The sequence below is a fragment of the Escherichia ruysiae genome (assembly GCF_031323975.1).
In the GTDB taxonomy this organism is placed as follows: domain Bacteria; phylum Pseudomonadota; class Gammaproteobacteria; order Enterobacterales; family Enterobacteriaceae; genus Escherichia; species Escherichia ruysiae.
On record NZ_JAVIWS010000001.1, the window covers coordinates 170,987 to 192,525 of the forward strand.

General features: G+C 50.0%; 24 protein-coding genes and 1 other annotated feature. Of the genes, 16 read left to right on the forward strand and 8 right to left on the reverse strand.

The genetic code is table 11. The features are described 5' to 3' along the window. Nucleotides 1-8 precede the first annotated feature (8 nt). Entirely contained in the window at nt 9-767 is a 759-nt protein-coding gene (chbG, locus tag RGV86_RS00960; protein WP_085460659.1) for a chitin disaccharide deacetylase, read from the forward strand. A gap of 46 nt (nt 768-813) precedes the next feature. On the opposite strand, the gene katE is transcribed toward chbG, so the two are convergent. Then, on the reverse strand, nt 814-3,075 hold the full coding sequence (gene katE, locus RGV86_RS00965) for a catalase HPII (RefSeq protein ID WP_085460660.1): 2,262 nt from the start codon (nt 3,073-3,075) through the stop codon (nt 814-816). Nucleotides 3,076-3,257: 182 nt separating this feature from the next. Here katE and cedA point away from each other — a divergent pair, with 182 nt between their 5' ends. Further along, nucleotides 3,258-3,521 (forward strand): cell division activator CedA, encoded by a 264-nt coding sequence (gene cedA / locus RGV86_RS00970; protein ID WP_001241547.1) that lies wholly within the window; start codon nt 3,258-3,260, stop codon nt 3,519-3,521. Nucleotides 3,522-3,566: 45 nt separating this feature from the next. Here cedA and tcyP read toward each other — a convergent pair whose 3' ends face one another. The 3 genes from tcyP to hxpB all read right to left on the reverse strand — a co-directional run bounded on the left by tcyP (nt 3,567) and on the right by hxpB (nt 6,512). Beyond that, nucleotides 3,567-4,958: a cystine/sulfocysteine:cation symporter gene (gene tcyP, locus RGV86_RS00975; protein ID WP_001010734.1), complete on the reverse strand. Its 1,392-nt coding sequence runs from the start codon at nt 4,956-4,958 to the stop codon at nt 3,567-3,569. A gap of 132 nt (nt 4,959-5,090) precedes the next feature. Continuing rightward, nucleotides 5,091-5,681 (reverse strand): metal-dependent hydrolase, encoded by a 591-nt coding sequence (locus RGV86_RS00980; RefSeq protein ID WP_010345892.1) that lies wholly within the window; start codon nt 5,679-5,681, stop codon nt 5,091-5,093. Nucleotides 5,682-5,843: 162 nt separating this feature from the next. Continuing rightward, nucleotides 5,844-6,512: a hexitol phosphatase HxpB gene (hxpB, locus tag RGV86_RS00985; protein WP_000106829.1), complete on the reverse strand. Its 669-nt coding sequence runs from the start codon at nt 6,510-6,512 to the stop codon at nt 5,844-5,846. Nucleotides 6,513-6,658: 146 nt separating this feature from the next. On the opposite strand from hxpB, the gene RGV86_RS00990 reads away from it, so the two are divergent. Next, nucleotides 6,659-7,195: a YniB family protein gene (locus RGV86_RS00990; RefSeq protein WP_000222184.1), complete on the forward strand. Its 537-nt coding sequence runs from the start codon at nt 6,659-6,661 to the stop codon at nt 7,193-7,195. A gap of 40 nt (nt 7,196-7,235) precedes the next feature. Here RGV86_RS00990 and RGV86_RS00995 read toward each other — a convergent pair whose 3' ends face one another. From RGV86_RS00995 to pfkB, 3 genes are all read right to left on the reverse strand, one after another. Further along, nucleotides 7,236-8,096: a fructosamine kinase family protein gene (locus RGV86_RS00995; protein ID WP_000267674.1), complete on the reverse strand. Its 861-nt coding sequence runs from the start codon at nt 8,094-8,096 to the stop codon at nt 7,236-7,238. A 105-nt stretch (nt 8,097-8,201) separates the two neighbouring features. Beyond that, entirely contained in the window at nt 8,202-8,492 is a 291-nt protein-coding gene (gene ghoS, locus RGV86_RS01000; protein ID WP_000896963.1) for a type V toxin-antitoxin system endoribonuclease antitoxin GhoS, read from the reverse strand. Nucleotides 8,493-8,590: 98 nt separating this feature from the next. After that, nucleotides 8,591-9,523: a 6-phosphofructokinase II gene (gene pfkB / locus RGV86_RS01005; RefSeq protein WP_085460661.1), complete on the reverse strand. Its 933-nt coding sequence runs from the start codon at nt 9,521-9,523 to the stop codon at nt 8,591-8,593. Nucleotides 9,524-9,809: 286 nt separating this feature from the next. Here pfkB and RGV86_RS01010 point away from each other — a divergent pair, with 286 nt between their 5' ends. Further along, on the forward strand, nt 9,810-10,568 hold the full coding sequence (locus RGV86_RS01010; RefSeq protein WP_085460662.1) for a DUF481 domain-containing protein: 759 nt from the start codon (nt 9,810-9,812) through the stop codon (nt 10,566-10,568). A 59-nt stretch (nt 10,569-10,627) separates the two neighbouring features. On the opposite strand, the gene yniD is transcribed toward RGV86_RS01010, so the two are convergent. Beyond that, the gene (gene yniD, locus RGV86_RS01015; RefSeq protein WP_001142445.1) at nt 10,628-10,735 is read right to left on the reverse strand and encodes a small membrane protein YniD; all 108 of its coding nucleotides are present in this window, start codon (nt 10,733-10,735) and stop codon (nt 10,628-10,630) included. A gap of 300 nt (nt 10,736-11,035) precedes the next feature. Between yniD and thrS the strand changes: the two genes are divergently transcribed. The 12 genes from thrS to RGV86_RS01075 all read left to right on the forward strand — a co-directional run bounded on the left by thrS (nt 11,036) and on the right by RGV86_RS01075 (nt 21,336). Beyond that, on the forward strand, nt 11,036-12,964 hold the full coding sequence (gene thrS / locus RGV86_RS01020; protein WP_001144207.1) for a threonine--tRNA ligase: 1,929 nt from the start codon (nt 11,036-11,038) through the stop codon (nt 12,962-12,964). Between the two features lie 3 nt (nt 12,965-12,967). Next, complete coding sequence (gene infC / locus RGV86_RS01025) at nt 12,968-13,510, forward strand: translation initiation factor IF-3 (protein WP_001700733.1); 543 nt, start codon at nt 12,968-12,970, stop codon at nt 13,508-13,510. A gap of 92 nt (nt 13,511-13,602) precedes the next feature. Beyond that, nucleotides 13,603-13,800 carry a 50S ribosomal protein L35 gene (gene rpmI, locus RGV86_RS01030; RefSeq protein WP_001124225.1) on the forward strand — a complete coding sequence of 66 codons (198 nt, stop codon included), beginning with the start codon at nt 13,603-13,605 and terminating at the stop codon, nt 13,798-13,800. Nucleotides 13,801-13,852: 52 nt separating this feature from the next. Beyond that, on the forward strand, nt 13,853-14,209 hold the full coding sequence (gene rplT / locus RGV86_RS01035; protein ID WP_000124850.1) for a 50S ribosomal protein L20: 357 nt from the start codon (nt 13,853-13,855) through the stop codon (nt 14,207-14,209). Nucleotides 14,210-14,325: 116 nt separating this feature from the next. Beyond that, nucleotides 14,326-14,450, forward strand: a sequence feature (Phe leader region). Further along, the gene (gene pheM / locus RGV86_RS01040; RefSeq protein ID WP_001386830.1) at nt 14,332-14,376 is read left to right on the forward strand and encodes a pheST operon leader peptide PheM; all 45 of its coding nucleotides are present in this window, start codon (nt 14,332-14,334) and stop codon (nt 14,374-14,376) included. Its footprint overlaps the feature before it by 45 nt. Before the next feature lie 210 nt (nt 14,451-14,660). After that, entirely contained in the window at nt 14,661-15,644 is a 984-nt protein-coding gene (gene pheS / locus RGV86_RS01045) for a phenylalanine--tRNA ligase subunit alpha (RefSeq protein ID WP_000018588.1), read from the forward strand. A 14-nt stretch (nt 15,645-15,658) separates the two neighbouring features. Next, a complete protein-coding gene (gene pheT / locus RGV86_RS01050) occupies nt 15,659-18,046 on the forward strand; it encodes a phenylalanine--tRNA ligase subunit beta (RefSeq protein WP_000672315.1) in 2,388 nt (795 codons plus the stop codon). A gap of 4 nt (nt 18,047-18,050) precedes the next feature. Continuing rightward, on the forward strand, nt 18,051-18,350 hold the full coding sequence (ihfA, locus tag RGV86_RS01055) for an integration host factor subunit alpha (protein ID WP_001229265.1): 300 nt from the start codon (nt 18,051-18,053) through the stop codon (nt 18,348-18,350). 100 nt (nt 18,351-18,450) lie between these two features. Continuing rightward, a complete protein-coding gene (btuC, locus tag RGV86_RS01060; RefSeq protein ID WP_000956541.1) occupies nt 18,451-19,431 on the forward strand; it encodes a vitamin B12 ABC transporter permease BtuC in 981 nt (326 codons plus the stop codon). A gap of 62 nt (nt 19,432-19,493) precedes the next feature. After that, nucleotides 19,494-20,045 (forward strand): bifunctional thioredoxin/glutathione peroxidase, encoded by a 552-nt coding sequence (gene btuE, locus RGV86_RS01065; RefSeq protein WP_001154183.1) that lies wholly within the window; start codon nt 19,494-19,496, stop codon nt 20,043-20,045. Continuing rightward, on the forward strand, nt 20,045-20,794 hold the full coding sequence (btuD, locus tag RGV86_RS01070; RefSeq protein ID WP_000029447.1) for a vitamin B12 ABC transporter ATP-binding protein BtuD: 750 nt from the start codon (nt 20,045-20,047) through the stop codon (nt 20,792-20,794). Before btuE ends, btuD begins: the two co-directional genes overlap by 1 nt. Before the next feature lie 77 nt (nt 20,795-20,871). Beyond that, complete coding sequence (locus tag RGV86_RS01075) at nt 20,872-21,336, forward strand: C40 family peptidase (RefSeq protein WP_001209788.1); 465 nt, start codon at nt 20,872-20,874, stop codon at nt 21,334-21,336. Nucleotides 21,337-21,539 lie beyond the last annotated feature (203 nt).

Consider the following 21,539-nt stretch of genomic DNA (forward strand, 5'->3'; position numbering starts at 1 on the left):
GGCTGATTATGGAACGCTTACTGATTGTTAATGCCGATGATTTTGGCTTAAGCAAAGGTCAGAACTACGGCATTATCGAGGCCTGTCGAAACGGTATTGTCACGTCAACGACGGCGCTGGTGAATGGTGAAGCTATCGACCATGCGGTGCAGTTGAGTCGTGATGAACCGAGCCTGGCAGTTGGGATGCATTTTGTTCTCACCATGGGCAAGCCGCTGACTGCAATGCCGGGTTTAACCCGCGAAGGCGTGCTGGGGAAGTGGATCTGGCAACTGGCGGAAGAAGATGCTTTACCGCTAAAGGAAATTGCTCAGGAACTTGCCTGTCAGTATCTGCGTTTCATTGAGCTATTTGGGCGCAAACCTACACATCTTGATAGCCATCATCATGTGCATATGTTCCCGCAGATTTTCCCGATTGTGGCAAAGTTTGCGGCTGAAGAGGGGATTGCGTTGCGCATCGACCGTCAGCCGTTATTTAGCGATGGTGATTTACCCGCTAAATTGCGCAGTTCGCAGGGCTTCAGTAGCGCGTTCTATGGTGAAGAGATTAGCGAGTCACTGTTTCTGCAAGTGCTGGATGATTCCAGCCATCGCGGTGAACGTTCGTTGGAAGTAATGTGCCATCCGGCGTTTGTCGATAATACAATTCGCCAGAGTGCTTATTGCTTTCCACGGTTAACGGAGCTGGAAGTGTTGACATCAGCATCGTTGAAGTATGCCATTGCCGAGCGAGGTTATCGGTTGGGTAGTTATCTTGATGTGTAAGGAAGTTTGTAAAGTCACTCCCCTGGGGGAGTGACTTTATTCATATTTACGCCGGAATTTTATCAATCTTAGGAATACGTGACCATACGCGGTGCGCTGCCATTAGCGTTAATAGTTCATCCATAAAACTACCGTCGGCGCTGTCGGCTTCCACGATCCCTTCTTCACCCTGGTCATCAACCTTGATTGTCGCCTTAAACTTGCGTGCGTCTCCTGCCAGCGCAATCGGTTTAAGGTGTTTGTAGGCTTCCATCAGGTAATAGTTTGCATCGCCGTTGTCGGCAATATCGGCGATATTGCCGCAAGGGACAATCACCGCATCGACCGTCAGCGATGGTGCCCCGGCAAAGGTAGCGGCTATTGGCAGCACCGTACCGTCATCGGCAGTCACTTCACCCATCCGCGAATAAAGCAGTTTGGCATGAACGCCTTTAGCTTTCAGCGCCTTGAGGATTGACAGAAGGTCTGCCGATCTCACTTCATCATTAAGCAAAATCGCTACCACACGACCTTTCACATCACCATCAGGAATGGCATACAGACTCAACGCAGGATCTTTTATCAGCCCGTTTACGTCAGGTGGCGGCGTAATATTCAGCTGATCGTCAGTCAGTTCGATACCGAGATTTTTTGCTACCGCCTGCGCCAGAGTCAGATCAATATGCGCCAACTGGTCAACGACGCGTTCACGAATATAAGGTCGTACAACTTTGCTTAACTCAAAGCTGAAACCATCGACAATATGGCGTTGCTCGAACGGCGTCTGACTTAACCAGAACAGGCGCGGATGCGAATAGTATTCGCCAAATGATGGGCTGCGCTCCCGCACTTTATTGCCTTCCACGCGCTCCTGGTATGATTCAAATCCACCGCGTTTTGGCCCCGGCGGCGTTTCGCGCGGCCAGTTATCGTTGATCGAGTTCGGTTCGTAATTCGCCGGGTTAGTGTCGATTCCCATCCGATGCATACCGTCACGCTGGAAATTGTGGTACGGGCAGGTAGGGCGATTAATCGGAATTTCATGAAAATTCGGCCCGCCAAGACGGCTGATTTGTGTATCGGTATAGGAGAACAAACGCCCCTGCAACAGCGGATCGTTGGTGAAATCCAGACCGGGGACAATATGACCAGGATGGAAAGCTGCCTGTTCGTTTTCGGCAAAGAAGTTATCCGGGTTACGGTTAAGCACCATTTTGCCGACGCGCTGAACGGGGACTAACTCTTCCGGGATGAGTTTCGTTGGGTCAAGCAGGTCGAAGTCGAATTTGAATTCATCTTCTTCGGGGATCAACTGGAAGCCCAGTTCATACTCCGGGAAGTCGCCTGCTTCAATGGCTTCCCACAGTTCGCGGCGGTGGAAGTCTGGATCACGTCCGGTAAGTTTCTGCGCTTCATCCCAAACCAGCGAGGCTTTACCTGCCAGTGGTTTCCAGTGGAAACGCACAAAGGTTGCTTTACCTTCGGCGTTAATCAGGCGGAAGGTGTGAATGCCGAAGCCTTCCATGGTGCGGTAACTGCGTGGTATTCCGCGATCTGACATCGCCCACATCACGTTGTGGAGCGTTTCTGGTTGCAGGGAAACATAATCCCAGAAGGTGTCGTGGGCGCTTTGCCCTTGCGGAATTGCCCAGTGCGGTTCTGGTTTTACCGCATGAACAAAGTCCGGAAATTTGTGTGCATCCTGAATAAAGAAGACAGGCGTGTTGTTACCCACAAGATCAAAAATGCCTTCTTCGGTATAGAACTTGGTGGCGAAACCACGGATATCACGCACCGTATCTGCCGAACCTGCGCCACCCTGAACGGTAGAGAAACGCACGAACACCGGGGTAATTTTGTTCGGATCTGACAGGAAGTCGGCTTTGGTTATATCGCTTAAGTTTTTATATGGCTGGAAATAACCGTGAGCGGCTGACCCACGCGCGTGAACGATACGTTCCGGGATACGTTCATGGTCGAAGTGGGTGATTTTCTCGCGCAGAATAAAATCTTCCAGCAGCGTTGGACCACGGCTACCGGCTCGCAGGGAGTTTTGATCGTCGGCGATGCGCACGCCCTGATTAGTGGTCAGCGCATAATTTTCACTGCCTTTGCGTACGTCTTCCAGAGAGTTTAGTTTTTCGTTACGCGTATCAGGAGCTTTCAGACTCCCAGGGGCGGTAGGTTGTGCGCCTGGCGGGGTCGGTTCAGCCGCTGGACGATGAGATCCGTCTTCAGGTGCCAGTGAGTCCATTCCCGGTTTCGCTTCGCTGGAGTCGTGTAGTGGTGACTGGTGCTGATGTGGGTTCTTTTCGTTATGTTGCGACATTGAACTCGTCTCCTTAATTCATTACTGAAAGGGCCGCTGTTTTGGTCAAAAAACCCTCTAACTATAGACCATCAGGGTGATCTCGCTCTGGAAGCGGTGCCAGAGAAGGTATTCGGGAATATACGCAAAGCAGGACGGACGGGGGGTAAATCAGCTAAACTACAATTTTTCTGATTTTTAATATGCGTTTAGTGAAGCCAGTAATGAAGAAACCGCTACGTCAGCAAAACCGCCCGATTATTAGCTATGTTCCTCGCACGGAACCTGCGCCGCCAGAACATGCGATTAAGATGGATTCGTTTCGCGATGTCTGGATGCTGCGTGGCAAATATGTTGCGTTTGTGCTGGTTGGGGAATCATTCTTGCGCTCACCTGCGTTTAATGTGCCGGAGTCGGCTCAGCGTTGGGCTAATCAGGTGCGCCAGGAAAATGAGATCGAAGAATAAATAAACGCCTGTCGAAGGACAGGCGTTTTGCGTTATAAACCAGGATTAACGGTGTGCCAGTTCGGCGTCGTCTTCGCTGTCCAGAATGGACTTATCGGTTTGCTTAAGCCACTGGCTGGTCAGCGTACCTGCGGTCATTGAGCCGCTCACGTTCAATGCAGTTCGACCCATATCGATAAGCGGTTCAACGGAGATTAACAAAGCCACCAGCGTTACCGGCAAGCCCATTGCTGGCAGAACAATCAACGCGGCGAATGTCGCACCACCACCAACACCTGCAACACCGGCAGAACTGACGGTAACAATACCGACCAAAGTTGCAATCCACATCGGATCCAGCGGGTTAATACCCACCGTTGGCGCTACCATTACGGCCAGCATTGCCGGATACAACCCGGCACAGCCGTTTTGACCAATGGTCGCCCCGAAAGAGGCGGCAAAACTGGCGATAGATTCAGGAACACCCAGACGACGCGTTTGTGCTTCAACGTTCAGTGGAATAGACGCAGCACTGGAACGGCTGGTGAAAGCAAATGTCAGCACCGGCCACACTTTGCGGAAGTATTTCAGCGGGCTGACGCCATTAATACCCAGCAGAATGCCATGCACCGCAAACATAATGATAAGACCCAGGTAGGACGCGACAACGAAGCTACCCAGCTTAATGATGTCTTGCAGGTTGGAACCGGCAACCACTTTGGTCATCAGCGCAAGCACGCCGTAAGGGGTGAGTTGCATGACCAGGCGAACCAGTTTCATCACCCAGCTTTGCAGTGTGTCGATAGCTGTTAAGACGCGTTCACCTTTCGGCGCATCATCTTTCAGCAGTTTCAGCGCAGCTACACCCAGGAATGCCGCAAAAATTACCACGCTGATAATTGATGTCGGATTCGCACCGGTCAGATCGGCAAACGGATTTTTCGGGATAAAAGACAGAATGAGTTGCGGAACACTTAAATCTGCGACTTTACCGACATAGTTGCTTTCAATAGCGTTCAGGCGAGCAGTCTCAGCGCCACCCTGAACCAGACCTTCAGCAGTCAGACCAAACAGGTTAGTCACCAGCACACCGACCAGCGCCGCAATCAGCGTGGTAAACAGCAGCGTACCGATGGTCAGAAAACTGATTTTTCCTAACTGAGATGCGTTATGCAGGCGAGCAACCGCGCTCAGAATAGAGGCGAATACTAACGGCATAACGATCATTTGCAGTAGCTGAACATAGCCGTTACCGACAATGTTAAACCACTGTACAGAATCTTTAAGTACCTGGCTGTCAGAACCATAAATGGTATGCAGAGCAAGGCCAAAGACCACGCCCATCACCAGACCCACCAGCACTTTTTTTGCCAGACTCCACTGTTTGTGGCGGGCCTGAGCCAGCACAAACAGCAGAACAACGAACACTACGATGTTCGCAATTAATGGAAAGTTCATCCCCGTTCTCCTGATCTTATTATTTCTATCACTGTGTAACAGTCATAGTGTTGGCGCAAGATTAACAGAACTGTGAGCTGGCTCTTATATTCAAATGGAATTGCTTATTCCAGAAAGGTGATTTTTGCCTTTTTAGTATTCAACCTGGTGCTTAATAAGGCGATGAAACTGGATCTGCAAGGTATTGATCATTTGCGATGACCAACGAACCGCGCTGTTTTCAGGCAGGGAATGGGGCATCCACACCGACCAGACAAATAATGCCATGCAGAGAAAACGTTCCAGCTGATTGCCCTTTTGTGGCACCAGAATTGGCAGGCGAAAGCGCCAGCGACACGGCCAGAGCAGGGGAACACCAGCCGGTGTCAGCATATCGGCAAGAATATGACTCAAATAACCCAGCACCATACCTTGCAGTGCATCAGCCGGAATAAACCAGCTTTCCGGCACCTTGAGATAAAAGGTTGCCAGCAGGGCAAATACAGCCAGCAAACTGTGGGTAAATCCACGGTGTCCAAATGCGCGGGCAATGGGTTTTGATATCCACCTTAATCGCTGCCCAAGAAACGATTTTGGGTGGTCGATGTCCGGTAACAGACACGTTAAGATCGCGGAAGGGACAATATGCCACCAGTCACCCTGTGCCAGCACGGGCGTCAGCTCGGCATTTTTGGCAAATACCGCACAAGCAATAGAAAAGAGAAGGTGACCTTCCGCCGTCATGATAAAACTCACTAAACTGTCGATACGTACAGTATAGGATTTTTATACAGTGCGCGGAAGTGGTGACGGTGTAACTCTTTATCACAAAATGATGATAAATCCGCCAGTTGAATAAAAATTCAGATAAAAAGCCAGGGGCAGTTATGGCACTGCCCGATTTTATTAGCCGAGGAGGTCGGTCGCGGTCAATTCGGTGAGAGAGGAAAGTTTTACGTTCGCCAACACAAAACGGGGATCATTTTGCGCTTCGGGCGCGGGGACGACGATAGAACGCATACGTGCCGCTTTAGAGGCGATCATGCCGTTTACAGAGTCTTCCAGCGCCACGCAGGCGAGAGGATCAACGCCCAGTTTTGCTGCACAGTCGAGATACACTTGTGGATGCGGCTTGCTGTAAGGCAGCTTTTCGGCGGAGGCGAGGGCATCGAAACTGTCACGTAAGTCAAACATGGTCAGCACTTTTTCCAGCATATGCAAAGGTGATGCGGAGGCCAGACCTACCAATAATCCTTGTTCTTTGCATAGCGCAACGGCCTCACGCACACCAGGCAGTAATGGTCGCGTCTCTTCAACCAGTGAAATGGCACGGGCAATAACCCGTTCAACTACCTCCTGGCGACTCGGCCCATTCCACGGTTGCCGGGCATACCACAGATCAACCACCATATCGATGCGTAAACCTAAGGTGTCCGGTAGCTCGTTACGACGGGAGATATCTACCCCCAGGCTTGCCATCACATCCAGTTCGGCTCGATCCCATAAAGGTTCTGAGTCGATAAGTAATCCATCCATATCGAAAATTGCAGCAAGAATCTGACGCGGGGTTGACATTACAACCTCTCCTTTAGAGCATTATGTGTAAGGTATTAAGCAGTGCTTATGATTAAGCGCCTATCATATCGCCTTTAAAGAATGGGCGAAAACAGATATCTACAGGTAAACTAATTGAAACGACGCGTCTTAATCAAGGAGAACTCATGACGTATCAACAAGCTGGACGCATTGCTGTTTTGAAAAGGATTTTGGGTTGGGTGATTTTTATACCGACACTTGTTTCCACGTTAATTTCCTTGCTGAAGTTTATGAATGTCCGGCAAGAATCCCAGGAAGGTATCAATGCTGTAATGCTCGACTTTGCGCATGTCATGATCGATATGATGCAGGCGAATACGCCTTTTCTGAATCTGTTCTGGTACAACTCACCGACGCCCAATTTTAATGGTGGCGTGAACGTTATGTTTTGGGTGATTTTCATCCTGATATTTGTGGGGCTTGCGCTGCAAGACTCTGGTGCCCGTATGAGCCGCCAGGCGCGCTTTTTGCGCGAAGGTGTTGAGGATCAACTCATTCTGGAGAAGGCTAAAGGGGAAGAGGGGTTAACGCGTGAACAGATTGAGTCACGCATTGTTGTGCCACACCATACTATTTTCTTACAGATTTTCTCACTCTATATCCTGCCGGTAATTTGTATTGCTGCGGGGTATGTGTTCTTTTCTTTGCTTGGATTTATTTAAGTAAAAGGCCGCATGGAGCGGCCATTATCATCAATCCACATCACGCAGCTAACAATCTATCCAGTGACTGCTGGGCAATAACCAAATGCTGCCCGCCAAACAACCTTGCACGGTTAAGCAACGTGTAGAGTTGGTAAATTGGTTGACGTTCGAGGAAATCTGCCGGTAGCGGTGAAACGGACTGATAGCCGTCATAGATTTGTGGCGGCTGTTCGGTATGCAGTGGCAACATCGCCAGATCGCACTCTCTGTCGCCCCAGTAACAAGCAGGGTCGAATATATACGGCCCCTCCGGGCCCAGAGCGCAGTTTCCAGACCATAAATCGCCGTGTAACAGTGATGGCTGTGGCTGATGAGAGCTCAGGCGTTGCTTAATATGCTCGACGATGGAGTCGATATTGCCGAAGGCGATCCCTTTTTCTGCTGCCAGTTCCAGTTGCCAGCCAATACGTTGTTCAGCAAAGAACGTTGACCAGCGACGTTGCCAGGTATTGGGTTGTGGAGTAGTGGAAAGTGCGTTATCGAAATCGAGGCCAAATTGCGGCTGGTCACTCCATTGATGCAGGTGCGCAATTTGCTGTCCTAAAATAAATGCGTTATGTGCATCCAACGGGCGGGGCGGGAGATAGTCCATCACCAAAAAACTGTAGTCGCGGTCAGCGCCAACAGCCCAGACTTTAGGCACGCTGACCGTTTTACTGCGCGACAGTAATTCCAGCTGGTCGGCTTCGGCGGTAAAACCGGAAAGCAGTTCCCTTTCATCACATTTGACGAAAAAGTCACGTCCTGCGTAGCGTAAATGCCATGCGGCATGGACTTCTCCGCCAGGCAGTTCATTACGCAGTTCGATTTCGCCTTCACCTAACTGCTCGCTCAAAAGACGACTGATTGCCTGCCACATGATGTCTCTCCCATGTTGTCTGCCAGATCATAAGGTTAGCGCAGGAATGCGGTGCAAAAACACGAGCTAACGCACACCACAGACTGATTATTGCCCAAAAACCATTTATTTTCTGTTGCTATGCCAGTCCTCCCAGGTGGTGATCATGATCTCTGGGTCTTTGCCTGTGGCGCTTTGGGTGAGTGCGGCAACCAGCTCTCTTATTTCATCTTCACTTTGAGTACTGATAAGCCCAAAGGTGTTCGTTCCCAGCTCATGGATATTTCCGTCATCATCCGTCATGGTCAGTAAAAAACCGTCGCGTGTCAGAAAGTTATTTAACTCATTAATTTCAGTTAATGTGTCTTCATGCAACATGACAGTAATGACATAACGGACAAGATCGCCACCAGCCATAATTCACCTCTTTGTTATCACGTGATTTTTTAGCATAGTCGGAGAAACGCGTTGTCGACAGGTTTATGGTGATTCCCCCAATGATTGGGGGAATATCTCTATAAGTGGGAAAGGTAAGCGTAAATTTTTTGCGTATCGTCATGGGAGCACAGACGAGTTCCTTGATTGAGCGTGGCGGCGCTGCCCGCAGCGACCCCAAAACGAACCATCTCTGCAAGAGAGGCATTTTCTGCCAGCTTCAGCGTCATCGCGCCGACCATGCTGTCACCTGCACCGACGGTACTCTGGCTTTTCACCGGTGGTGGCACAACCTGAATGCAGTTTTCGCTGTCCACCCCCAGCGCGCCCTGCGGGCCAAGGGAAACGACAACCCGTTTGGCTTTGCCGCTATTAACGATTTCCTGCGCGGCTTTGCGTACATCATCAGGCTGGGTGAGTTCGCGGTTAACCAGTGCGCTTAGCTCTTTCTGGTTAGGTTTAACCAGTTCAATGTTGCCAATGGCCAGGGCTGCACTTAAAGCCTCGCCAGAACTGTCGACGATGCAGCGAATCCCTTGTCTTTGCGCAGCTGAAATAAGCTGAGTTAATTTTTCCAGCTTCACACCTGGGGGCAGGCTTCCGCTTATGACCAGAATGGCTCCAGATTCAATTTCCAGAACTTGCTCTTCAAGTTGACGATATTCATCGTCACTTAATGTCGCGCCAGGCATGACAAATCGGTACTGTTCACCTGTAGACTCCACATGTACGTGCAGATTCTGGCGGGTCCAGTCTTTTGCTTCGACAGTCGCAACCGGGACATTTTCATCAGCCAGCAGTGAAACCAGATGTTCGCCAGTCGCTCCGCCAGCCGGGAAGATTGCCGTGGCGCTCCCACCAAGGTGGGCAATGGCGCGGGCGACGTTAATACCGCCGCCACCGGGCTCGAACACCGGTGCGGTACAACGCAGTTTTCCTTCGGGATAAATTTGCGGGGTAATTGTTGCGCTATCGAGAGAGGGCGCAAGTGTCAACGTATAGATACGTACCATCATTTCCTCCTATAGGCTGATTTCAGTCTGGCACTGAATCAGTGGAAAGTGAAGAAATTAACAATATGATTTATTGGATATTTATATGAAATTAATAAGATGAAGATATATAAATAAATATTTGTTTTCGTAATGTGCTTATTCAAAAAATGAAATAAGAAGTCGTTGCTAAGTTTTTCACTCCTTTTTATAATTTGTCACCTTTCCAGGGACGCTACTCTTTGATCCTTAAGAAAGTTTCCGGGACCGCGATGGTCTCTTTTTTTGTTGTACGGACTTTTAATAAATGAAGCTTTTGAAGACAGTTCCTGCCATCGTTATGTTGGCGGGGGGTATGTTTGCGTCTCTGAATGCAGCTGCCGATGATTCCGTTTTTACTGTCATGGACGATCCTGCCAGCGCCAAAAAACCTTTTGAAGGTAATCTGAATGCAGGCTACCTTGCACAATCAGGTAACACGAAAAGTTCTTCACTAACGGCTGATACCACTATGACCTGGTATGGGCATTCTACTGCCTGGTCGCTGTGGGGGAATGCCAGTAATACTTCTTCTAACGATGAGCGTTCTTCGGAAAAATATGCGGCGGGCGGGCGTAGCCGTTTTAATTTAACTGACTATGACTATTTATTTGGTCAGGCAAGCTGGCTGACAGACCGCTATAACGGTTATCGCGAACGCGATGTGTTGACTGCGGGTTATGGTCGCCAGTTTTTGAATGGCCCGGTACACAGCTTCCGCTTTGAATTCGGTCCTGGCGTGCGTTACGACAAATATACCGACAATTCCAGTAAAACCCAGCCGCTGGGTTATGCTTCAGGGGCTTACGCGTGGCAGTTGACCGACAACGCGAAAATTACCCAGGGCGTTTCCGTCTTTGGCGCAGAAGATACGACACTGAACTCGGAAAGCGCGTTAAATGTGGCTATTAATGAACATTTCGGTCTGAAGGTGGCGTACAACGTTACATGGAACTCTGAACCGCCTGAATCGGCTCCAGAACATACCGATCGCCGAACAACGTTATCGCTGGGATATAAAATGTAATTACTGCCGGGCCGCGACGAGCGGTCTGGCTTTTTCGTTAGCTAATAGCGTTCTACCATTCAACCCCAAATCATTGCCGCCCAACGCAGTAACAGCATAGCGCCACAAATAGCCAGTAGCACCACCACCATCTTCCAGTGTTTTTTGTCAAAACGTTTTGTCGGCATGTGTTTTCCTGCGTATTTCGAGTGGTCAATATCCGAGTGTAACAAAATGGGCAGGCGTTGCCTGTATTGATTTATATCATTTCGATCATGATGATTGCCGCTTTGCCCGATAACAAATACCGTGTAAACTGCCAGACGGTATTATCAGAAAGTGGGTGTAGGTCTGGCATCGCTAATCAGCATGTTGTGACATATTTCGCAGAGTGAAGCGGGAATCAGCCCAAACCTTTTTGGTAAATTTCATATGAATCTTTGTATGTGATCTTGCGTATGGGTCACCACTGCAAATAAGGATATAACATGCCTGTTATTACTCTTCCTGATGGCAGCCAACGCCATTACGACCACGCTGTCAGTCCCATGGATGTTGCGCTGGACATTGGTCCAGGTCTGGCGAAAGCCTGTATCGCAGGGCGCGTAAATGGTGAGCTGGTTGATGCTTGCGATCTGATTGAAAACGACGCACAACTGTCGATCATTACCGCAAAAGACGAAGAAGGTCTGGAGATCATTCGTCACTCCTGCGCGCACCTGTTAGGGCACGCGATTAAACAACTTTGGCCGCATACCAAAATGGCAATCGGCCCGGTTATTGACAACGGTTTCTATTACGACGTTGATCTTGACCGCACGTTAACCCAGGAAGATGTCGAAGCACTCGAGAAGCGGATGCATGAGCTTGCTGAGAAAAACTACGACGTCATTAAGAAGAAAGTCAGCTGGCACGAAGCGCGTGAAACGTTTGTTAAACGCGGCGAGAGCTATAAAGTCTCCATCCTGGACGAAAATATTGCCCATGATGACCAGCCAGGCCTCTATTTCCATGAAGAATATGTCGATATGTGCCGTGGTCCGCACGTACCGAATATGCGTTTCTGCCATCATTTCAAACTGATGAAAACGGCAGGCGCTTACTGGCGCGGCGACAGCAACAACAAAATGTTGCAGCGTATTTACGGTACTGCGTGGGCAGATAAAAAAGCCCTCAACGCTTACCTGCAGCGCCTGGAAGAAGCCGCTAAACGCGATCACCGTAAAATCGGTAAGCAGCTTGACCTGTATCATATGCAGGAAGAAGCACCGGGTATGGTATTCTGGCACAACGACGGCTGGACAATCTTCCGCGAACTGGAAGTGTTCGTTCGTTCTAAACTGAAAGAGTACCAGTATCAGGAAGTAAAAGGTCCGTTCATGATGGACCGCGTCCTGTGGGAAAAAACCGGTCACTGGGACAACTACAAAGATGCGATGTTCACCACGTCTTCAGAGAACCGTGAATACTGCATTAAGCCGATGAACTGCCCGGGGCACGTACAAATTTTCAACCAGGGGCTGAAGTCGTATCGCGATCTGCCGCTGCGTATGGCCGAGTTCGGTAGCTGCCATCGTAACGAGCCGTCAGGTTCTCTGCATGGCCTGATGCGTGTACGTGGTTTTACCCAGGATGACGCGCATATCTTCTGTACTGAAGAACAAATTCGCGATGAAGTTAACGGATGTATCCGTTTAGTCTATGATATGTACAGCACTTTTGGCTTCGAAAAAATCGTGGTCAAACTTTCCACTCGTCCTGAAAAACGTATTGGTAGCGACGAAATGTGGGATCGTGCTGAGGCGGATCTGGCGGTTGCGCTGGAAGAAAACAACATCCCGTTTGAATATCAACTGGGTGAAGGCGCTTTCTACGGTCCGAAAATTGAATTTACCCTGTATGACTGCCTCGATCGTGCATGGCAGTGCGGTACAGTACAGCTGGACTTCTCCTTGCCGTCTCGTCTGAGCGCCTCCTATGTAGGCGAAGACAACGAGCGTAAGGTTCCGGTAATGATTCACCGCGCAATTCTGGGGTCAATGGAACGTTTCATTGGTATCCTGACCGAAGAGTTCGCTGGTTTCTTCCCGACCTGGCTTGCGCCAGTGCAGGTTGTTATCATGAACATTACCGATTCTCAGTCTGAATACGTTAACGAATTGACGCAAAAACTATCAAATGCGGGCATTCGTGTTAAAGCAGACTTGAGAAATGAGAAGATTGGCTTTAAAATCCGCGAGCACACTTTGCGTCGCGTCCCATATATGCTGGTCTGTGGTGATAAAGAGGTGGAATCTGGCAAAGTTGCCGTTCGCACCCGCCGTGGTAAAGACCTGGGAAGCATGGACGTAAATGAAGTGATCGAGAAGCTGCAACAAGAGATTCGCAGCCGCAGTCTTAAACAATTGGAGGAATAAGGTATTAAAGGCGGAAAACGAGTTCAAACGGCGCGCCCTAACCGTATCAATGGCGAAATTCGCGCCCAGGAAGTTCGCTTAACAGGTCTGGAAGGCGAGCAGCTTGGTATTGTGAGTCTGAGAGAAGCTCTGGAGAAAGCAGAAGAAGCCGGAGTAGACTTAGTCGAGATCAGCCCTAACGCCGAGCCGCCGGTTTGTCGTATCATGGATTACGGCAAATTCCTCTATGAAAAGAGCAAGTCTTCTAAGGAACAGAAGAAAAAGCAAAAAGTTATCCAGGTTAAGGAAATCAAATTCCGTCCTGGTACAGATGAAGGCGACTATCAGGTAAAACTCCGCAGCCTGATTCGCTTTCTGGAAGAGGGTGACAAAGCCAAAATCACACTGCGTTTCCGTGGTCGTGAGATGGCGCACCAGCAAATCGGTATGGAAGTGCTTAATCGCGTGAAAGACGATTTGCAAGAACTGGCAGTGGTCGAATCCTTCCCAACGAAGATCGAAGGCCGCCAGATGATCATGGTGCTCGCTCCTAAGAAGAAACAGTAAGGCCATCAAGTAATTATTCCTGTGAGCTTCGGCTCACAGGGTGATTCGCCTTTGTTTCTGTTTATCAACAATGCGAAGTGGAAGTTATTAAAATGCCAAAAATTAAGACCGTACGCGGTGCTGCTAAGCGCTTCAAAAAAACCGGTAAAGGTGGTTTTAAGCACAAGCACGCTAACCTGCGTCACATTCTGACCAAAAAAGCGACCAAACGTAAACGTCACCTGCGTCCGAAAGCCATGGTTTCCAAAGGCGATCTGGGTCTGGTAATCGCGTGCCTGCCGTACGCATAAGCCGTTAACGTTTTTAACTTTTTAATTAGAATATAGATACAGGAGAGCACATATGGCTCGCGTAAAACGTGGTGTTATTGCACGCGCACGTCACAAGAAAATTTTGAAACAAGCTAAAGGTTACTACGGTGCGCGTTCTCGCGTATACCGCGTTGCCTTCCAGGCTGTTATCAAAGCTGGTCAGTATGCTTACCGTGACCGTCGTCAACGTAAGCGTCAGTTCCGTCAACTGTGGATTGCGCGTATCAACGCAGCAGCACGTCAGAACGGTATTTCTTACAGCAAATTCATCAATGGCCTGAAAAAAGCCTCTGTTGAAATCGACCGTAAGATCCTGGCTGATATCGCTGTATTCGACAAAGTAGCGTTCACCGCTCTGGTTGAAAAAGCGAAAGCAGCTCTGGCATAAGCCAGTTGGAAGAGGGAGCTAGTCTCCCTCTTTTCGTTTCAACACCATCAGAACATTGACTTTTATCGTCAATGCCTTTTCAATAAAGGTCTTTTGAAGAGTACCAAAAGGTAACGCAAGCAATGAATGCTGCTATTTTCCGCTTCTTTTTTTACTTTAGCACCTGACACCAGGAGGCTAGCGCGTGAGAAGAGAAACGGAAAACAGCGCCTGAAAGCCTCCCAGTGGAGGCTTTTTTTGTATGCGCGTTTTGAAGAATAAAAAGCTTGTCTCATCAGGCGTAATTATCGCCGCCATTCTGGACACGGACAGTGCGGAGAAACCGGAGCGTACTTTTCAGTACGTGAGGCTTTCGAGCACTGCCCAGGACAAAATGGCAAGTAAAATAGCCTGATGGGATAGGCTCTAAGTCCAACGAACCAGTGTCACCACTGACACAATGAGGAAAACCATGTCACATCTCGCAGAACTGGTTGCCAGTGCGAAGGCGGCCATTAGCCAGGCGTCAGATGTTGCCGCGTTAGACAATGTGCGCGTCGAATATTTGGGTAAAAAAGGGCACTTAACCCTTCAGATGACGACCCTGCGTGAACTGCCGCCAGAAGAACGCCCGGCAGCCGGTGCGGTTATCAACGAAGCGAAAGAGCAGGTGCAGCAGGCGTTGAATGCGCGTAAAGCCGAACTGGAAAGCGCGGCGCTGAATGCGCGCCTGGCGGCGGAAACTATTGATGTCTCCCTGCCTGGTCGCCGTATTGAAAACGGCGGTCTGCATCCGGTGACTCGGACCATCGACCGTATCGAAAGTTTCTTCGGTGAGCTTGGCTTTACCGTGGCAACCGGGCCGGAAATCGAAGATGATTATCATAACTTCGATGCTCTGAACATTCCTGGTCACCACCCGGCGCGCGCTGACCACGACACTTTCTGGTTTGATGCAACCCGCCTGCTGCGTACCCAGACGTCTGGCGTACAGATCCGTACCATGAAAGCTCAGCAGCCGCCGATTCGTATCATCGCGCCTGGACGTGTTTATCGTAACGACTACGACCAGACCCACACGCCGATGTTCCATCAGATGGAAGGCCTGATTGTTGATACCAATATCAGCTTCACCAACCTGAAAGGCACGCTGCACGATTTCCTGCGTAACTTCTTTGAAGAAGATTTGCAGATTCGTTTCCGTCCTTCTTATTTCCCGTTCACCGAACCGTCTGCAGAAGTTGACGTCATGGGTAAAAACGGCAAATGGCTGGAAGTGCTGGGTTGTGGGATGGTGCATCCGAACGTGCTGCGTAACGTTGGTATCGACCCGGAAGTTTACTCTGGTTTCGCCTTCGGGATGGGGATGGAGCGTCTGACCATGTTGCGTTATGGCGTCACCGACCTGCGTTCATTCTTCGAAAACGATCTGCGTTTCCTCAAACAGTTTAAATAAGGCAGGAATAGATTATGAAATTCAGTGAACTGTGGTTACGCGAATGGGTGAACCCGGCGATTGATAGCGACGCGCTGGCGAATCAAATCACCATGGCGGGTCTGGAAGTTGACGGTGTAGAACCGGTTGCCGGTAGCTTCCACGGCGTGGTTGTTGGTGAAGTGGTTGAGTGTGCCCAGCATCCGAATGCGGACAAACTGCGTGTGACCAAAGTTAATGTCGGCGGCGATCGTCTGCTTGATATCGTCTGCGGTGCGCCAAACTGCCGCCAGGGCCTGCGTGTGGCGGTAGCGACCATTGGTGCTGTACTGCCGGGCGATTTCAAAATTAAAGCGGCGAAACTGCGTGGTGAACCGTCTGAAGGGATGCTGTGTTCCTTCTCTGAGCTGGGGATTTCTGACGATCACAACGGCATTATCGAACTGCCAGCGGATGCGCCAATTGGCACCGACATCCGCGAATACCTGAAACTTGATGATAACACCATCGAAATCAGCGTTACGCCAAACCGTGCCGACTGCTTAGGCATCATTGGTGTTGCGCGTGACGTGGCTGTGCTGAATCAACTACCGCTGATTGAACCGGAAATCGTTCCGGTTGGTGCGACCATCGACGACACGCTGCCGATTGCAGTAGAAGCGCCGGAAGCCTGCCCGCGTTATCTTGGCCGCGTTGTAAAAGGTATTAATGTTAAAGCGCCAACCCCGCTGTGGATGAAAGAAAAACTGCGTCGCTGCGGTATTCGTTCCATTGATGCGGTAGTTGACGTGACCAACTATGTGCTGCTCGAACTGGGTCAACCGATGCACGCTTTCGATAAAGATCGTATTGAAGGCGGCATTGTGGTGCGGATGGCAAAAGAGGGCGAAACGCTGGTGCTGCTTGATGGCACTGAAGCGAAGCTGAATGCTGACACCCTGGTCATTGCCGATCACAACAAGGCGCTGGCGATGGGCGGCATCTTCGGTGGCGAACACTCTGGCGTAAATGAAGAAACGCAAAACGTCCTGCTGGAATGTGCTTTCTTCAGCCCGCTGTCTATCACCGGTCGTGCTCGTCGTCATGGTCTGCATACCGATGCGTCTCATCGTTACGAGCGTGGTGTTGATCCGGCACTGCAGCACAAGGCGATGGAACGTGCGACCCGTCTGCTGATTGACATCTGTGGCGGTGAAGCTGGTCCGGTAATCGATATCACTAACGAAGCAACGCTGCCGAAGCGTGCGACCATCACTTTACGTCGCAGCAAACTGGATCGTCTGATTGGCCATCATATTGCAGATGAGCAGGTGACCGACATTCTGCGCCGTCTCGGCTGTGAAGTGACCGAAGGTAAGGACGAGTGGCAGGCAGTTGCGCCGAGCTGGCGTTTCGACATGGAGATTGAAGAAGATCTGGTCGAAGAAGTGGCGCGTGTTTACGGCTACAACAACATCCCGGATGAACCGGTACAGGCAAGCCTGATTATGGGCACTCACCGTGAAGCTGACTTGTCACTCAAGCGCGTGAAAACGCTGCTCAACGACAAAGGCTATCAGGAAGTGATCACCTATAGCTTCGTTGATCCGAAAGTTCAGCAGCTGATCCATCCAGGCGTTGAAGCCTTGTTGCTGCCTAGCCCGATTTCCGTTGAAATGTCGGCAATGCGTCTTTCTCTGTGGACTGGCCTGCTGGCAACCGTGGTGTACAACCAGAACCGTCAGCAAAACCGCGTGCGCATTTTTGAAAGCGGTCTGCGTTTCGTACCAGATACTCAGGCACCGTTGGGCATTCGTCAGGATCTGATGTTAGCTGGTGTTATTTGCGGTAACCGTTACGAAGAGCACTGGAACCTGGCAAAAGAGACCGTTGATTTCTATGATTTGAAAGGCGATCTTGAATCCGTACTCGACCTGACCGGTAAACTGGCTGACGTTGAGTTCCGTGCAGAAGCGAATCCGGCACTGCATCCGGGACAATCCGCAGCGATTTATCTGAAAGGTGAACGTATTGGTTTTGTTGGGGTTGTTCATCCTGAACTGGAACGTAAACTGGATCTTAACGGTCGCACTCTGGTGTTCGAACTGGAGTGGAACAAGCTCGCAGACCGCGTGGTGCCTCAGGCGCGCGAGATTTCTCGCTTCCCGGCGAACCGTCGTGACATCGCCGTTGTGGTCGCAGAAAACGTTCCTGCTGCGGATATTTTATCCGAATGTAAGAAAGTTGGCGTAAATCAGGTAGTTGGCGTAAACTTATTTGACGTGTACCGTGGTAAGGGTGTTGCGGAGGGGTATAAGAGCCTCGCCATTAGCCTGATCCTACAAGATACCAGCCGTACACTTGAAGAAGAGGAGATTGCCGCTACCGTCGCCAAATGTGTAGAGGCATTAAAAGAGCGATTCCAGGCATCATTGAGGGATTGAACCTATGGCGCTTACAAAAGCTGAAATGTCAGAATATCTGTTTGATAAGCTTGGGCTTAGCAAGCGGGATGCCAAAGAACTGGTTGAACTGTTTTTCGAAGAGATCCGTCGCGCTCTGGAGAACGGCGAACAGGTGAAACTCTCTGGTTTTGGTAACTTCGATCTGCGTGATAAGAATCAACGCCCGGGACGTAACCCGAAAACGGGCGAAGATATTCCCATTACAGCACGGCGCGTGGTGACCTTCAGACCCGGACAGAAGTTAAAGAGCCGTGTCGAAAACGCTTCGCCCAAAGACGAGTAATCTGATCTAACTAAAAAGGCCGCTCTGCGGCCTTTTTTCTTTTCACTACTGGCGAGTCACCGTAAAATCAACGAAATGACTCTTCAGCAGAACGGATACCATGCTGACACTTGCCCGCCAACAACAGCGACAAAATGTACGCTGGTTATTTAGCCTGTCAATATTAATGCTGCTGGCGCTTCTTTTAAGCCTCTGTGCTGGTGAACAATGGATCTCGCCAACTGACTGGTTTACTCCACGAGGCGAGCTTTTTGTCTGGCAAATACGTCTTCCACGCACGCTGGCTGTATTGCTGGTTGGTGCTGCGCTGGCGTTATCCGGCGCAGTAATGCAGGCGCTATTTGAAAACCCGCTTGCAGAACCAGGGTTACTCGGCGTCTCTAATGGTGCAGGTGTAGGGCTTATCGCCGCTGTATTGCTGGGGCAAGGGCAATTACCTGAGTGGGCGCTGGGGCTTTGTGCCATTGCTGGTGCACTCATTATCACTTTAATTCTCCTGCGTTTTGCCCGCCGTCATCTTTCGACCAGCCGATTATTGCTGGCGGGAGTTGCATTAGGGATTATCTGTAGCGCATTAATGACGTGGGCCATTTACTTTTCCACATCGGTTGATTTGCGCCAGTTAATGTACTGGATGATGGGCGGCTTTGGCGGTGTTGACTGGCGGCAAAGCTGGTTGATGGTGGCGTTGATCCCGGTGTTGTTGTGGATTTGCTGTCAGTCCAGACCGATGAATATGTTAGCTCTTGGCGAGGTCTCGGCGCGACAGCTGGGGTTGCCTCTTTGGTTCTGGCGCAATGTGCTGGTAGCAGCGACCGGCTGGATGGTCGGCGTCAGTGTGGCGCTTGCTGGTGCTATTGGATTTATTGGTCTGGTGATCCCGCATATTCTGCGGCTGTGTGGGTTAACCGATCACCGTGTTTTACTTCCTGGCTGTGCTCTGGCAGGCGCTACGGCATTGCTACTCGCCGATATTGTCGCTCGTCTGGCACTGATTTCCGCCGAGCTGCCAATTGGTGTAGTCACCGCTACGTTGGGCGCACCGGTGTTTATCTGGCTATTGTTAAAAGCAGGACGTTAGCCGCAAAAAGACGGTCTATGATTAAAAGCTAAGATTTTTACTGACCACATCCAGGAGACACGATGCAAGATTCCATTCTGACCACTGTAGTGAAGGATATCGACGGTGAAGTGACCACGCTGGAGAAATATGCCGGTAATGTACTGTTGATTGTCAATGTCGCCTCAAAGTGTGGCTTAACGCCGCAATATGAGCAGCTGGAGAATATTCAGAAAGCCTGGGCCGATCGAGGTTTTGTGGTGCTGGGATTCCCGTGCAACCAGTTTCTGGAGCAAGAACCGGGCAGCGATGAAGAGATTAAAACTTACTGCACCACCACCTGGGGGGTGACGTTCCCGATGTTCAGTAAGATTGAAGTTAATGGCGAAGGACGCCATCCGCTGTATCAAAAATTGATTGCCGCAGCGCCGACCGCAGTCGCGCCGGAAGAAAGCGGATTCTATGCGCGCATGGTCAGCAAAGGTCGTGCACCGCTGTACCCTGATGATATTTTGTGGAATTTTGAGAAATTCCTGGTAGGCAGAGATGGCAAAGTCATCCAGCGTTTTTCCCCGGATATGACGCCGGAAGATCCCATTGTGATGGAAAGCATTAAACTGGCGTTGGCAAAATAATGTCTATTGTGATGCAGTTGCAGGATGTAGCGGAATCAACCCGCCTGGGGCCGCTTTCGGGTGAGGTTCGGGCAGGGGAGATCCTGCATCTGGTGGGGCCGAACGGCGCGGGTAAGAGTACCTTGCTGGCGCGAATGGCCGGAATGACCGGCGGTAAGGGAAGCATTCAGTTCGCGGGGCAACCACTGGAAGTATGGTCCGCAACAAAACTCGCGCTGCATCGCGCCTATCTTTCACAGCAACAAACACCGCCATTTGCTATGCCGGTCTGGCATTACCTGACCCTGCATCAGCATGATAAAACGCGTAGCGACCTGTTAAACGATGTCGCCGGGGCGCTGGCTCTTGATGACAAACTCGGACGCAGCACTAATCAACTTTCCGGCGGTGAATGGCAACGTGTACGTCTTGCTGCGGTAGTGCTGCAAATCACACCACAAGCCAATCCCGCAGGCCAATTACTGCTTCTTGATGAGCCGATGAACAGCCTTGACGTTGCGCAACAAAGTGCGTTAGACAAAATTCTGAGCGCGCTGTGCCAGCAAGGGCTAGCGATTGTGATGAGCAGTCACGATCTCAATCACACATTGCGTCACGCGCATCGGGCATGGCTGCTAAAAGGTGGAAAATTATTGGCCAGTGGACGCAGGGAGGACGTTCTGACACCGCCGAACCTGGCGCAGGCCTATGGGATGAATTTCCGCCGTCTGGACATTGAAGGTCACAGAATGCTGATTTCGACAGCCTGATAACAATAGCATCTTGAAAATCGGGTAATTTCGACGCTAAATTAATGCAAGAATAAAAAACAGAGGATTCGTACGGAATGCGTTTCTGCCTTATTTTAATCACAGCACTGTTTCTGGTCGGGTGTAGTCACCATAAAGCGCCGCCACCAAACGCCAGACTTTCTGACTCTATTACCGTGATTGCTGGTTTGAACGATCAACTACAAAGCTGGCATGGTACACCTTATCGTTATGGTGGTATGAGTCGTCGCGGGGTTGACTGCTCAGGCTTTGTGGTCGTAACGATGCGCGATCGTTTCGATTTGCAGTTGCCGCGTGAAACAAAGCAACAGGCCTCTATCGGTACTCAAATTGATAAAGACGAGTTGCTGCCAGGCGATCTGGTTTTCTTCAAAACCGGCTCTGGGCAAAATGGTTTACATGTGGGTATTTATGATACCAACAACCAATTTATTCACGCCTCTACCAGTAAAGGGGTGATGCGCTCTTCCCTTGATAATGTCTACTGGCAGAAAAATTTCTGGCAAGCGAGACGAATCTAGTATGTCGAAAAGGACGGTGATGATACATCACCGTCCTTTTACTTCTGAATGCCGTAGTATTTTTCAGACAAAAATTCCGTAAATGGAATATTCGTTTATAATTAGAATAATCTAAAAAAGGACCCATGAAAAAGTGGTTAACAAGGAACAAATGAAAGTTATCCCTTCTGTTTTTTTTATACTTTATGGCCTCATCCTTTTTA